Genomic DNA, 13,039 nt, shown 5'->3' with positions numbered 1-13,039 from the left:
GGTATGTCCGGACCTTGCGCCGGACCAGATGGATCGAACGGACGATGAGAACTGGATTTCTCTCCAGACTGGATCATTTCGCGCGCGGGCTGCTGCCGCTGATCTGCACGCTGCTGGTCGTCCTGTTGAGCGCCCTCCCGCTGCGTTTGCCCATGGCTGCGATGGTTGCCCCATCGCTGACGCTGATTGCCGTCTACTATTGGACGATCTATCGACCGGACCTGTTGAACGGTTTCTTCATACTGCTACTTGGGCTGCTGCAGGATCTTCTGACCGGTGGCGCCCCCGGGGTTACGTCGATGGTCCTGCTGCTGGCCTACCTGGTGGTCGTCTCTCAACGGCGCTTTTTCCACGGCAAGAGCTTCAGCGTTGTCTGGTGGGGGTTCATGCTGGTCGCGATCGGCGCGGCGTTCCTGTCCTGGTTGTCCAATTTCATCCTGAGCGGCCGTTGGATTGATCCGACAGGCGCAGCGATTGGGTTGCTGCTGACCATTCTTCTTTATCCACCCCTGGCGGCGCTGCTGTCCCAGGCGCACAAGCTGGTGCCGGCACGCGATGCCGATGCGTGACGGAAGGGGGCGGCGGTCATGAATCCAGAGAAGACACGGACCAAGGTTTTCAACCGGCGTGCCGCCCTGTTCATGGGGGGGCAGTGTCTCGTGATGGGGGGACTCGGTGGGCGTCTCTACTACCTTCAGGTCGTCGAGTCCGAGCGTTATGCGACGCTGGCTGAAGAGAACCGCATCAATTTTCGGCTGATTGCGCCGCCGCGCGGCTTCATCACCGACCGCAACGGTGATTACCTGGCGATCAATGTCCAGAACTATCGGGTCGTTCTGGTGCGGGAGCAGGCGAAGAATGCCGGCGGCGTTCAGGCGGTCCTGGAAAAGCTGGCGAAACTCATCGACATCAACGAGCACACGATGGCCCGGGTGCTGCGCGAAACCGAAAGCCGCCGCGCCTTCGTGCCGATCACGGTCGCGGAGAACCTGAGTTGGCAGGAAGTCAGCCGGATCGGGGTCAATCAGCCGGATCTCCCGGGCGTCAGCATCGATGTCGGTCAGACCCGCCACTATCCCTATTCGGAACACATGGCCCATGTCGTCGGCTATGTCGGGGCGGTGTCGGAAGCCGAACAGACCGGGGACCCGCTATTGGATCTGCCGGGGTTCCGGATCGGCAAGAATGGGATCGAGAAGCATTATGACCTGGCCCTTCGCGGCAGTGCCGGGACCAGCAAGGTCGAGGTGAACGCCCTCGGCCGGGTCATTCGGGAGATCGATCGGCAGGAAGGGCAGCCCGGGCGAGAGGTCAAGCTGACCCTGGACATGCGCCTGCAGGACTTTGCCGGTGCGCGGCTTCGTAACGAGAAAGCGGCCTCCGCCGTCGTAATGGACATTCACAGCGGCGATGTCCTTGCCCTGGTGTCGGTCCCCTCCTACGACCCGAATGCCTTCAGTGAGGGGATCGGGGCGAGCGAATGGCAGGCCCTGGTCAAGAATCCCTATGGTCCGCTGACGAACAAGGCCATCGCAGGTCAGTATTCGCCGGGATCGACCTTCAAGATGGCCGTCGCGTTGGCGGCGATGGAAAACGGCATTCAGCCGGATCACACCGTTTTCTGCCCGGGCCATGTCGAACTCGGTGACAGGCGCTTCCATTGCTGGAAGCGACATGGCCATGGCTCCATGGACCTGCATACCGCGATTGAACAGTCCTGCGACGTTTGGTTCTACGATGTCGCCCGGCGGGTCGGCGTTGACCGGATTGCCACCGTCTGCAAGCGTCTGGGCCTCGGAGAGGAAACCGGTATCGAGTTGCTGGGCGAGCGGGGCGGCCTGATTCCGACGCGGGCGTGGAAGCGCGAGAAGCGCGGCCAACCCTGGCATATGGGCGAAACTCTTGTGGTCGGTATCGGACAGGGCTTCGTTCTGACCACGCCGCTTCAGCTTGCCGTCATGACGGCCCGACTGGTCAATGGCGGAAAGGCGGTGACCCCGCGCCTTGCCTATCCGCTGCCTGGCTTCGACCGCCATGGGAAACCGATCGTCAATTCCGGCCAGGACGGTGACATGCCGCCGGGCGAAACACTCGCGGAAGCGACCGAGGCGGTGGCGGCCGGCGGGCCGCTGCCGGATCGCAATGCACCCGAGTTCGAGGATCTCGGGTTCCGGGATGAACATCTTGCCACCCTGTTGGATGCGATGAACGCAGTGGTGAACAGCGATCGCGGCACCGCACGCAAATCGACCTTGCGGTTTTCGGATTTCACCATGGGCGGCAAGACCGGGACCAGTCAGGTTCGGCGTATTTCCCAGGCTGAACGGGAGGCGGGCATCCGGTCGGGTGAAGACATCGCGTGGCGCTTGCGGGATCATGCCCTGTTCGTCGGCTTCGCGCCGGTCCACGCCCCGCGCTATGCGGTATCCGTCGTGGTCGAACATGCCGAGGGCGGGTCCCGAGCCGCGGCCCCGATCGCGCGCGATCTGCTGGAGGAGGTGTTGCGCCTGCAGGGCTACGTCACCGCCGATGGGGTTGGCATCAAGACGGGAGGGGCCGGCTGATGGCGATCCGTCACGGTGAATTGCGGCAGCCCGAAATGACGCTGACGCAGAAGATCTGGCAGATCAACTGGTCGATGTGGCTGCTGCTCGGCCTGTGTGTCGCGATCGGCATCGCCATGCAGTATTCCGCCGCCAACGGGTCCTGGGAGCCGTGGGCCAAGAAACAGTTTATTATCTACTCCGTTGCGGCAATCGGTGTGCTGGTGCTTGCCGTGATCGATATCCGCGTGGTTCTGCGCTACGCCTATGTTGCTTACGGGATTTCCTTCCTGATGCTGGTCGGGGTCGAGGTCTATGGCGCCATGCGGGGCGGGGCGGAGCGGTGGTTGCCGATCTTCGGTTTCGGCAATTTCCAGCCTTCGGAACTCATGAAATTCACGCTGATCCTGGCGTTGGCGCGCTATTTCCACAAACTGTCTTATGAAGATGTCGGGCGGTTGAGCTATCTGGTCGTGCCCAGCCTGCTGATCGCCGCGCCGATGATCCTGATTCTCCGTCAGCCGGACCTGGGAACAGCGGTCGTGATGGCGGGGGGCGGCGCCTGCATGTTCATCCTTGCAGGCGTGCGGTGGTGGAAATTTGCCCTGGTCGGCATGTCGGCCATAGCAGCCAGCCCGTTCATCTGGGGCATGATGCACCCCTATCAGAAACAGCGGGTCATGGTTCTGTTCGACCCGGAATCCGATCCGCTGGGCAAGGGATATCACATCCTTCAGTCCAAGATTGCGATGGGCGCCGGCGGGATCAGCGGGCGCGGTTTTACCAAGGGCTCGCAGAGCCACCTGAACTTCCTGCCTGAGAAACAGACGGATTTCATCTTTACGATGCTGGCTGAAGAGTTCGGCCTGCTGGGCTGCATCGGGTTGATGGGGCTCTATCTCATCCTGATGGTCTACGGATTCGGAATTGCTCTGAGGTCACGCAGTCAGTTCGGACGCCTGTTGGCCATGGGCTGCATCGTCGCCTTCTCCTTCTATGTCTTCATCAACATAGCCATGGTGATGGGGGTCATTCCCGTCGTCGGCCTGCCCCTGCCACTGGTCAGCCACGGGGGGTCGGCACTGCTGGCGGTCATGTTCGGGTTCGGCCTGATCATGAATGTCTTTGTACATCGCGACGTCCGGATCGGCCGTCAGGGTGACAGCCAGTCCTGATATTCATTCCGAAAATTGAAACCGACACGCCTCTTGCGCGTTTATGACATGACCGCCCGCGGCGCTTGCTCCGCCAAGGTGCGTCATTCAGATCCGCGAGAAAGGCATCCCCATGTCCAGAGGCGCGAAAATTGCCGTCGGTCTGTTCCTGACCCCGATATTCATCTTGGTCTTTGCGAGTTTCGGATTGCTGCTGTTCGACTGGAATTGGATCAAGGGTCAGTTGGCTGAAGCGATCGGGGCGTCGATCAATCGAGACGTCTCGATTGGCCGCATGGACGTGGAGTGGGGCTGGACGACCTGGATTCGCGCCGAAGACATCGAAATCGGCAATGCGGAATGGGCCGTCGCGGACCGGATGGCGGATATCGGGTCGCTGGACATCGCGGTCGAACTCTCGCCATTGATCCGGGGGCGGATCGTGTTGCCGTCCGTGGCGGTCGGTGATCCTGTTCTGGCCTTCGAACGCGATGGATCGGGCGCGGTCAACTGGTCCTTTGCCGGGCCTGGTGACGAGATTGCGGGTGCGGTCACACCGGATGAACGGGACGAATTCCCGACTGTCGGCCAGTTGAAGGTCTCCGATGGACGGGTTTCCTATCGGGATGCCATCCGAGACATGAACCTGACGGGGCAAATTTCCACCGCAACCGGCGAAGCGGCGGAGAGCGACGGTCTGACCCTGTCGCTGGACGGATCGCTTGCCGGCCGGGATGTGTCGGTCGCCTTTCGCGGCGGGTCTCTGGCACATCTTCGGGAATCCGACAGGCCTTACCCGATTTCGCTCCGGATTGCGGCGGGGGCAACCCAATTGGAGGTCGAAGGCACGGCGGTGGAGCCGCTTGCCGTCCGGCAACTGGACGCCCGCTTTCAAATCGAAGGCGCAACCATGGCCGAAATCTATCTGATCACCGGCATACCGCTGCCGGATACGCCTCCATACGCCCTGTCCGGGAGGCTCGCTCGGGAGGGCGCGGTCTGGCGGCTGACCGCGTTCGACGGGCGGGTCGGCGACAGTGATCTATCGGGTGAGGCGTCGATCGATCCGTCCGGAAAGCGGCCCCGACTCCAGGGCGATCTGGTGTCCGGACGCTTGGATTTTGATGACCTCGCCGGTTTCATCGGGGCCGAACCCGACCCGGACGAATCGGCCAACGAGGCGCAGCGCGCGGCAGCGGATGATGAAAGCCAAGGCGTCTTTCCAGACACGCCCGTCGACACGGAGCGGATGCATGCCATGGATATGGATGTGCGCTTCAGCGGAAGGGAGATCCTCGCCCCCGGTCTGCCTCTGGAGGAACTGGAGGCACATCTGGTGCTTGAAGACGGGCGCGCGATGATTGATCCGCTGAACCTGTCCGTGGCACAGGGCAGGGTCGATGCGGCGCTGATCCTGGATGCCCGGCCGTCCGTGCCGGTCGCAGAGCTGGCAGCGACGTTTGAGGAACTGAACCTGAAACCCTTCTTCACGGACACCGAATTCGTGAATGAGATGGGCGGTAGGTTCTTCGGCGATCTGAAACTGAACGGTCAGGGGGCGAGCCTTGCCGAGATGCTGGCTGCTGCGAACGGGTCCGGCTGGCTGGGCATGCGTGACGGAACAATCAGTGGACTGCTCGTAGAGGCGGCCGGTGTGGATGTCATTGAGGCTCTGGCGGTGCTGGTCACCGAGGATGCCCGCATCCCCATCCGTTGCGGGCGTGCCGAGATCGAAGCCAACGCCGGCGCGGTGACGGCGCAGCGGGTGATCGTCGACACGTCCGATTCCATCTTGCTGGCGCGGGGCAACGCCGATCTGAACGGGCAATCAATGGACCTGCAGATCGAGGCGCGCCCAAAGGATTTCAGCCTGATCGACATGGCTGCACCGGTCCATGTCCATGGCCCGTTCCGCAGCCCGTCGGTCGGTCTCGGCGGTCTCGATCCGCTGCCGTTTCTGGAACTCGGTGAAGCGGAGGATGTCGACTGTTCGGCATTGCTGGCCGGAGAGCCGGTATATGTGGCTCCGGACAGTCGGATGTGACCTCCGGGGCCCATTACTTTGTGGGACGTGAGCGATTGACCGCCCGGAATTACTCTGCTAAATCCGCGCACCTTCATGAGGGAGCCCACATGCCATCGGCATGGTTCGGGCGAACACGGCGGGCCACTAGCTCAGTTGGTAGAGCATCCGACTCTTAATCGGCAGGTCGTAGGTTCGAATCCTACGTGGCCCACCATCCCCCCTCCCTCAAATCCCCTCACTCCGTACGACACGTCCCGAACAGCAGATCGCTCGTGATCCGCACGATTTCGGTTAGGCGCTTGGAGCGTCCCTTGACCCGGGTGGTCAGGACGAAACCGTCGAAGGCCATGAAGGCGAGATGGGAGAAGGCGTCCGAGTCTCCCAGGACCCCCTTGCGGTCCTCCGGTAGGCTGTCGCGCAGCATGACGGTCAGTCGTTGTTCCAGATACAGAAGCAGATCGCGGCTGTAATTGTCCTCCGGCTTCGACAGCGCGACCCCCTGGACCAGGTTGATCGCCAGATTGTTGTCCGCCGCCGGAATTTCACCCCACAGGACATGCAGGATTCGCTCGACCCGTGCGCGGCCATCCTCGATCCCCTGAAGCTCGAGCTCCAACTGGTCAATCTGGCGAAACAGCCAGGGTCTGAGGACGGCCCAAAGCAAGTCCAGTTTCGAGGGAAAATAGACATACAGGTTCGATGTCGACGCCCCGGCCCGCTTGGCGATCTGCGACAGGCTCGTCGAGGCGTAGTCCTTTTCGGAGAACAGTTCGAAGGCGCTGTCGAGTATCGCCTCCCGGACATCCGCTTTCTTGACTTGGACCATGAAATCCTCTGGCTGGTTGCCGCCTTCTTTCGCGGGGAATTCATTAAAACCGAACGATGTGCGATTAAAAGAAGCCTGAAAGCCCAAGATAATCAATATTTTTCGGAACTTTTTGGCTCCCATGCGATTTGCAGATCTCCAGTTTGGTTTAAAAACGAACGCAATACGGTATTGACATCGATATGTGATCGGCGCATCGTGAGGCCATGGAATTCGAAGCTGCCTCATGAACAGGAAGGCGGCCGGGATTGGATGGGAATGAACAACGCACGGTGGGCTGCGGGCTCTTTGGTCGGCAGGCGGATAGACTTCACCCGAGCGGAAATCATTCAATCGGATAGTTGGGGCGGTCGGTTGGCCGTCTGGGGACAGGTGCGCCGAAACAGGCCGGCGCCGAGGATTGGAGACAGATGATGCAGGCAGATATCCGCACGATGGAGGTCAACCCGGCCAAGATGGCGATGCTGTTTCGCAAACAGTTCGAGCTTTGCAATATCAAGAAGGGCGAGACCATTGCGATCGTCTCCGACCTGGGGACAAGGCGGGAATACATCCAGGCGGCCTTCGCCGCGGCCGATGAACTGGGCGCCGACATCTACGAGATGTGCGTGAACCAGATACCCGGCTGGACCAAGGTTGGCGTGCCGACCGTTGGGCAGTGCAAGGGTACGCTGGAGGCGCTGATGGCCTGCGACATGGTGCTGATCTTCCATGTCCCGCTATTCGCCAAGTGGCTGCGCCAGGTGATGGACAACGGTGTCCGCGTTCAGATGATCATCGATGCGCCGGACGATCTGGAGCAGCTGCAATCCCCGCCCGGTTTGAAGGAAGCGGTTCTGCATGCGCACAAGGTCTACGAAAAGACCAGTACCGTTCATGTGACCAGCAAGGCCGGAACGGACCTGCATTACGAATGCGGCGAATACCCTGTGATGAGCCAGTACGGCATGGCAGATGAGCCGGGTCGGTTCGATCATTGGGGCGTCGGGTTGATCCATACCTTCCCGAACGAGGAAAGTGCCCATGGGACGGTTGTCATCCAGCCCGGCGATGTGATCATCCTGCCCTATTGCAGATATGTCGTGGACCCGATCCATCTGGAGATCGACGGCGGGCATATTACGAAAATCGACGGCGGGCTGGACGCGGCTCTGATGCGGGAGTGGCTGAAGGACGGCGAGGATTTCGAGGGGGATCGGGATCCTTATGCGGTGTCCCATCTGGGCTGGGGCATGAACCCGCAATGCCGTTGGGACTCGATCGCGCTTTATGGGGACGGACCGGAGCGCAGCCGCGCCGCGTCGCGATGCTTCCCTGGCAACTTCCTGTTCTCGACGGGACCTAACACGCAGGGCGGCGGAAAGCGCACGACGCGCGGGCACTACGATGTGCCGATGCGTGAATGCACCATCAGCCTCGACGGAAAGGTCGTTGTGGACGAAGGTCGGCTGGTCGATCCGAAGATGATCGTGCCGCGCGTGAAACGCTGATCCGACGGAGCCCGCAATGAAGATCGAACAATCCTTTGTCGTTGAGGCGCCCGCCGACCGGGTCTGGTCGTTGATCCGTGATCCGGAGATCATGGTCAGTTGCGTGCCCGGTTGCGATGCCATCGAGCAGGTGGATGACACGACCTACAAGGCCGACGTCACCGTGTCGGTCGGCCCGATCAAGGCGACCTTCAACCTGATCATAGAGATTGTGGAAGAAATGCCCCCGGTCTTCGTAAAGACCCATTCGCGCGGCGAGGAAGGGTCACGGGCAAGCATGGTCAAGTCGGTCAATGAGATGCGGCTGACGAGCCTGTCCGCAGGCGAGACGGAGATCGCCTATGCGGCGGATGTCGAGATCAGCGGCCGTCTCGGTCGCTACGGGGCCGGCATGATGAAGAAGATCGCCACCAAGCTGGCAGCGAAATTCGAAGATTCCTTCCGCCAGCTGGCGGAGGAATCCGAACCGGTCACGGGGTAAGGCAATGGGCGAGGCGCGATTCCAGAAACCCACCACCGTCGAGGAAGCGGTTGCGCTGCTTGTTGCCGCTGGGGAAGGCGGCCGTCCGATTTCCGGCGGTGCGACATTGGTTGCGATGATGAATGCGCGACTGGTGGAGCCGGAAAGTCTGGTCAGTCTGCGCGCGATCGAGGAATTGCGTGATCTGAAGGTCAATGCCGATGGGTCGGTGCGGATCGGCGCCATGCGGCGTCATCGCGAAACAGCTTTCGAATCGGACCTGTCGGGCGGTCACAGGGTGCTATCTGCGGCCGCGTCCCAGATCGCAAATCCGCCGGTTCGCAATATGGGGACCCTGGGCGGGTCCATCTCCTTCGCCGATCCCGCAGCGGACTATCCGCCAGCGCTGGTCGCGGCGAACGCCGAAGTCGAGATTGCAGGTCCCGACGGGCGCCGCCTGGTTCCGGCGGAGGCGTTCTTTCTCGGTTGGTATGAAACCGCTTTGGAGGACGGGGATATCGTGACGGCGGTCATTCTGCCACCCCAGCCCGATGGGGCCGTCGGCCATTACGAGAAACTGTGTCGTGTGGCGGGGGACTTTGCGCTGGCATCGGTCGCTATCGTGCTTGCCCGAGGCGGGGACGGCGCCTTGACGCATCTGCGGCTGGCCGTCGGCGGCTGCGGCGGTGGGCCGGTGCGCAGCGAGGCGGCGGAGGCGATGCTGATCGGCAGTGTCCCGACGGCTGAACGCATCGCCGCGTTTGCGGAACGCCTCGTGGAGGAGCTCGATCCCGTCGATGACGTCCGGGGCAGCGCCGAGTATCGGATGCAGGTCGCCCCCCGGCTGATTGCCAAGGCCTTCGACGAGATCCTTTCAGATGTGGAGCAAGTGAAATGACAAGCGCCCGCCAGGATGTCTCCATGACCGTGAACGGAACGGCGCGTGAGGTCTCGTGCGACGGGACGACAACGCTGCTTACCACCCTGCGCGAAACGCTTGCACTGACCGGGGCGAAGCGAGGCTGCAATCAGGGCGTCTGCGGGGCCTGTACCGTGCTGGTCGACGGTCGCCCGGTGCGGTCCTGCCTGACTCTCGCCGCCAATCTGGACGGATCGGAGGTGACGACCGTGGAGGGGTTGGCACCGCGTGGAGAGCTGACGCGGGTGCAGGAAAGCCTGCTGCGGCAGAACGCCGTGCAATGCGGTTTCTGTACATCGGGGATCGTCATGACAGCCCATGATTTTCTGCAGCGGAATCCCAGCACCGATCCGGACGCGGTGCGAACGGCCCTTTCGGGCAATATCTGTCGCTGCTCCGGCTACCGTTCCATTGTCGATGCCGTGATCGATGCGGCCATGGGAGAGGCAGAATGAGCGCGGTGAACCCTTCCGGCGCCGTCGGTGCCAATGTCACGAAGCTGGAAATCGCAGAGAAACTGACAGGCTCGGCGCAATACATCGCCGATCTCAGCCGTCCGAACATGCTGCATGCCGCCATCGTACAGAGCGACGTCGCCCATGCCCGGATCACAGGCTACGACCTGACGGCGGCGCAAGCTGTGCCAGGGGTGGCCGCCGTGCTGACCGGCGAAGACTTCCCTGACGGTCGGATGGGCGCGTTCATCAAGGACGAACACGCCATTGCCAAGGGCAAGATCCGGTATTTCGGGGAACCTGTCGCGGTCGTGGCGGCCGAGTCCGAAGGGGCGGCTCGCATGGCTGCCAAGCTTGTTGTCGTACATTACGATGAATTGCCCGCCATTCTGTCTCCCGAAGCCGGGCTGGCGGAGGGCGCGGCCGTCGTCCACGAAGATCTGGAAGACTATCTGAAGGTCTTCCCGGCGGTCTGTTCCGGTAACATGGCATCCTACACGGAGCTGAGCGAGGGCGACATTGATGCCGGCTTTGCGGAAGCCGACGTTATCGTCGAGGGCGAATACGAGACTGCGCCGCAGGCGCATCTCGCCATCGAGCCGGTCGGTGCGCTTGCCGAGATCGACAGCCAGGGGCGGGTGACCCTGTGGTCAGCCAATCAGTCCGTCTTCCGGGTTCAGGCCAATGTCTGCGAAAGTCTGCAAATGCCGATGAGCAAGCTGCGCTGCCTGACGCCGCGGATCGGCGGCGGCTTCGGCAACAAGATGGAGCCGCATATTCAGCCGCTCGTGGTGCGCCTGACCCAGGTGACCGGTCGCCCGGTGAAACTGATCCTGAGCCGGGAGGAGGATTTCGAATGCGTGCGCGCCCGCCATCCGTTCAAGGTTCGCTGTCGGACCGGCGCGAAGAAGGACGGGACGCTGGTCGCCCGGGAGATGGAGGTGTTGCTGGATTGCGGTGCGTTCGGTGACGATAGTCCGGGTGTCCTGGGATACAGCCTGCTGATGGCGCGGGGACCCTATCGCATTCCGAATGCCAAATGCCACGGCAAGCTGGTCTATACCAACAAGATGCGGTTCGGGGCCTATCGCGGTTTCGGCAATCCCCAGGTTTCGTTCGCCGGCGAACAGCAGATCGACGAGATCGCTGCCAGGCTCGGCATGGATCCGCTGGATCTGAGGGAAAAGAACCTGATTCAGCCCGGTGACCCCTGGTTCGGGGGGGGCAAGGTGGCGTCCAACGGGCTTGCGGATTGCATCGCCGCCGCGCGCAAGGACTCGAACTGGGATTCCCGGCATGACCGTCCGGCCCCGAAAGGGAAGCGGCGCGGCACCGGTGTTGCCCTGGGGGCCCATATTTCGGGGCTGTTGGGAACCGGTGCAATCGTGCGTGTGCTTGAGGATGGATCGGTCGTTCTGAATACCGGCGCGGTCGATATCGGGCAGGGATCGGATACGGTTCTGGTCCAGATCTGCGCCGAAGCGCTGAAGATGCCGGTTGAGAAGATCAGCCTGGCCAGCCCGGATACGGACGGGTCCCCCTACAATTGGGGCACGACCGCCAGTCGGGTGACCTATACGACCGGTCGCGCCGTCGTCGGCGCCGCAGGAGAGGTCGAGAAACAACTGAAGCAGCATGCGTCCCAGATGCTGGAATGCGCTGTGGAGGACCTGGAATTGCGTCCCGGCGGTTCCGTCGGTGTCACCGGATCCGACAAGGAAGTGAGTTTCCATGAGATCTCGCTGCGTGCCCACTGGGCCGCCGGCGGGCCGATTGTCGGGCACAACACGCTGGTCTTCGACCAGCCCACCGTCGATCCGAAACGGGCCGTGGCGAAGGGCCTGCCCTTCCCGCAGATCGGGGTCTACAGTTTCATCTGTACCATCGTCGACACCCTGACCGATGAAGTCAGCGGCAAGACGGAAGTCGATGAGGTCTGGTGTGCGGTCGATGTCGGCCGGGCCATCAACCCGTCCATGGTGGTCGGTCAGATGGATGGCGGCTTTGTCCAGGGCATGGGCTTTGCGCTATCCGAGGAAATGGTTTGGGACGGCCCGAAACTCGCCAATCCCACACTGCTGGATTACAAGGTCCCGACATCGCTGGATTCGCCCTATCGCATGCATACGACCATTGTCGATGCGCCGGAACCGGACGGACCGTTCGGGGCAAAGGGGGCCGGCGAGATCGGGCTGGTGCCGGTCCCGGCCGCCATCGCGAATGCCATCGCCGATGCAATCGGAAACCGCCTGAACAGTCTGCCGATGAAGCCGGAAAAGATCTTCCGCGCCATGCTGGAGGACTGCGATGCGGCCTGAGGACTATCCGGCACAGGAACCCTTCTCGGCCATCGGCGAACGCTATCACGCGGAGGTGCTGCGTCTTGGTGCCGAGGTTGCGGGAAGTGATGTCTCCCTTGGCGACGACCCGTATCAGTCCGTCGCTGTCTATCAGGCCGAAAAGCCTGCGGGACCCGTCCTTTGCCTGATTCATGGCGGCGGCTGGACCAATGGTTACAAGGAATGGATGGCCTTTATGGCGCCCGCCCTGACGACCCGAGGCATCACGGTTGTCTCCTTTGGCTATCGGCTGGCCCCGGATCATGTGTATCCGACCCAGTTCGAGGACTGCGCGAAGGCGGTTGCCTGGACCTGGCGGAACATTGCCTATTTTGGCGGCGACCCTGAACAGATCCATGTGGCGGGGCATTCGGCCGGGGGCCATCTATCCGCCCTGCTGGCACTTCGCACGGACTGGCAAGGCGCATGCGAAGTCCCGACAAATGTCATCAAGTCGGCCCTGCCGATATCCGGGACCTATCTTTTCGGTGATGCGTCGGGACTTTCCATGCGCCCGCGCTTCCTGGGAGACCCCGAACTGGGCAACGAGGGACCGGCCTCGCCGGTCACGCATATCCGTCCGGACGCACCGCCATTCCTGGTGGCCTTCGGATCGAAGGACTTCCCGCATCTGATCACGCAGGCCCAAAACTTTGCGGAACAATTGGCCGCGGCCGGCGTTCGGACCGAGACGCTGGAACTCGAAGACTGCGACCACCTGGGGGCCAGCTATGCCTCGGGCGAACCCGACGGCACCTGGGTCAGAGCCGCCGTTGCCCATACTCGAAATCTCATGCCAACAACGACCGGGATAACCGGCTGATCCC

At 62.2% G+C, this 13,039-nt stretch carries 11 protein-coding genes and 1 tRNA gene; 11 read left to right on the top strand and 1 reads right to left on the bottom strand.

Annotated elements, in window-relative coordinates:
- Positions 1 to 44: 44 nt before the first annotated feature.
- The 5 genes from mreD (at position 45) to R8L07_04560 (ending at position 5,937) form a co-directional block, all read left to right on the top strand.
- Positions 45 to 569, top strand: coding sequence for a rod shape-determining protein MreD (gene mreD / locus R8L07_04580; GenBank protein ID MDW3204798.1), 525 nt, complete (start codon positions 45 to 47; stop codon positions 567 to 569).
- A gap of 18 nt (positions 570 to 587) precedes the next feature.
- Entirely contained in the window at positions 588 to 2,564 is a 1,977-nt protein-coding gene (mrdA, locus tag R8L07_04575) for a penicillin-binding protein 2 (GenBank protein MDW3204797.1), read from the top strand.
- A complete protein-coding gene (gene rodA / locus R8L07_04570; protein MDW3204796.1) occupies positions 2,564 to 3,718 on the top strand; it encodes a rod shape-determining protein RodA in 1,155 nt (384 codons plus the stop codon). The genes mrdA and rodA overlap by 1 nt, the downstream gene beginning before the upstream one ends.
- A gap of 112 nt (positions 3,719 to 3,830) precedes the next feature.
- Complete coding sequence (locus tag R8L07_04565) at positions 3,831 to 5,741, top strand: AsmA family protein (protein ID MDW3204795.1); 1,911 nt, start codon at positions 3,831 to 3,833, stop codon at positions 5,739 to 5,741.
- A gap of 120 nt (positions 5,742 to 5,861) precedes the next feature.
- Positions 5,862 to 5,937: transfer RNA gene (locus R8L07_04560), tRNA-Lys, on the top strand.
- 21 nt (positions 5,938 to 5,958) lie between these two features.
- On the opposite strand, the gene R8L07_04555 is transcribed toward R8L07_04560, so the two are convergent.
- The gene (locus R8L07_04555) at positions 5,959 to 6,549 is read right to left on the bottom strand and encodes a TetR/AcrR family transcriptional regulator (GenBank protein MDW3204794.1); all 591 of its coding nucleotides are present in this window, start codon (positions 6,547 to 6,549) and stop codon (positions 5,959 to 5,961) included.
- Between the two features lie 410 nt (positions 6,550 to 6,959).
- On the opposite strand from R8L07_04555, the gene R8L07_04550 reads away from it, so the two are divergent.
- Genes R8L07_04550 through R8L07_04525 form a run of 6 tightly spaced genes read left to right on the top strand, consistent with a single transcriptional unit; the run spans position 6,960 to position 13,035 of the window.
- A complete protein-coding gene (locus R8L07_04550) occupies positions 6,960 to 8,039 on the top strand; it encodes a hypothetical protein (GenBank protein MDW3204793.1) in 1,080 nt (359 codons plus the stop codon).
- Positions 8,040 to 8,055: 16 nt separating this feature from the next.
- A complete protein-coding gene (locus tag R8L07_04545) occupies positions 8,056 to 8,520 on the top strand; it encodes an SRPBCC domain-containing protein (protein ID MDW3204792.1) in 465 nt (154 codons plus the stop codon).
- A 4-nt stretch (positions 8,521 to 8,524) separates the two neighbouring features.
- Positions 8,525 to 9,397: a xanthine dehydrogenase family protein subunit M gene (locus R8L07_04540; protein MDW3204791.1), complete on the top strand. Its 873-nt coding sequence runs from the start codon at positions 8,525 to 8,527 to the stop codon at positions 9,395 to 9,397.
- Positions 9,394 to 9,873 (top strand): (2Fe-2S)-binding protein, encoded by a 480-nt coding sequence (locus R8L07_04535; GenBank protein MDW3204790.1) that lies wholly within the window; start codon positions 9,394 to 9,396, stop codon positions 9,871 to 9,873. The genes R8L07_04540 and R8L07_04535 overlap by 4 nt, the downstream gene beginning before the upstream one ends.
- Positions 9,870 to 12,191 carry a xanthine dehydrogenase family protein molybdopterin-binding subunit gene (locus R8L07_04530; GenBank protein ID MDW3204789.1) on the top strand — a complete coding sequence of 774 codons (2,322 nt, stop codon included), beginning with the start codon at positions 9,870 to 9,872 and terminating at the stop codon, positions 12,189 to 12,191. Before R8L07_04535 ends, R8L07_04530 begins: the two co-directional genes overlap by 4 nt.
- Positions 12,181 to 13,035, top strand: a complete 855-nt coding sequence (locus R8L07_04525) for an alpha/beta hydrolase (protein ID MDW3204788.1) — start codon at positions 12,181 to 12,183, stop codon at positions 13,033 to 13,035. Before R8L07_04530 ends, R8L07_04525 begins: the two co-directional genes overlap by 11 nt.
- Positions 13,036 to 13,039: the final 4 nt, after the last annotated feature.

It is taken from the genome of Alphaproteobacteria bacterium (assembly GCA_033344895.1).
GTDB lineage: Bacteria > Pseudomonadota > Alphaproteobacteria > UBA8366 > Aestuariispiraceae > Pacificispira.
Note: the sequence above shows the minus strand (reverse complement) of the source record. Positions and strands in the feature narration are given on the sequence as shown.

Coding starts and splice junctions, on each gene's coding strand:
- R8L07_04540 (MDW3204791.1), top strand. CDS start 8,525: ATGGGCGAGGCGCGATTCCAGAAACCCACCACCGTCGAGGAAGCGGTT.
- R8L07_04545 (MDW3204792.1), top strand. CDS start 8,056: ATGAAGATCGAACAATCCTTTGTCGTTGAGGCGCCCGCCGACCGGGTC.
- R8L07_04565 (MDW3204795.1), top strand. CDS start 3,831: ATGTCCAGAGGCGCGAAAATTGCCGTCGGTCTGTTCCTGACCCCGATA.
- rodA (MDW3204796.1), top strand. CDS start 2,564: ATGGCGATCCGTCACGGTGAATTGCGGCAGCCCGAAATGACGCTGACG.
- R8L07_04525 (MDW3204788.1), top strand. CDS start 12,181: ATGCGGCCTGAGGACTATCCGGCACAGGAACCCTTCTCGGCCATCGGC.
- mreD (MDW3204798.1), top strand. CDS start 45: ATGAGAACTGGATTTCTCTCCAGACTGGATCATTTCGCGCGCGGGCTG.
- R8L07_04530 (MDW3204789.1), top strand. CDS start 9,870: ATGAGCGCGGTGAACCCTTCCGGCGCCGTCGGTGCCAATGTCACGAAG.
- R8L07_04550 (MDW3204793.1), top strand. CDS start 6,960: ATGATGCAGGCAGATATCCGCACGATGGAGGTCAACCCGGCCAAGATG.
- R8L07_04535 (MDW3204790.1), top strand. CDS start 9,394: ATGACAAGCGCCCGCCAGGATGTCTCCATGACCGTGAACGGAACGGCG.
- mrdA (MDW3204797.1), top strand. CDS start 588: ATGAATCCAGAGAAGACACGGACCAAGGTTTTCAACCGGCGTGCCGCC.
- R8L07_04555 (MDW3204794.1), bottom strand. CDS start 6,549: ATGGTCCAAGTCAAGAAAGCGGATGTCCGGGAGGCGATACTCGACAGC.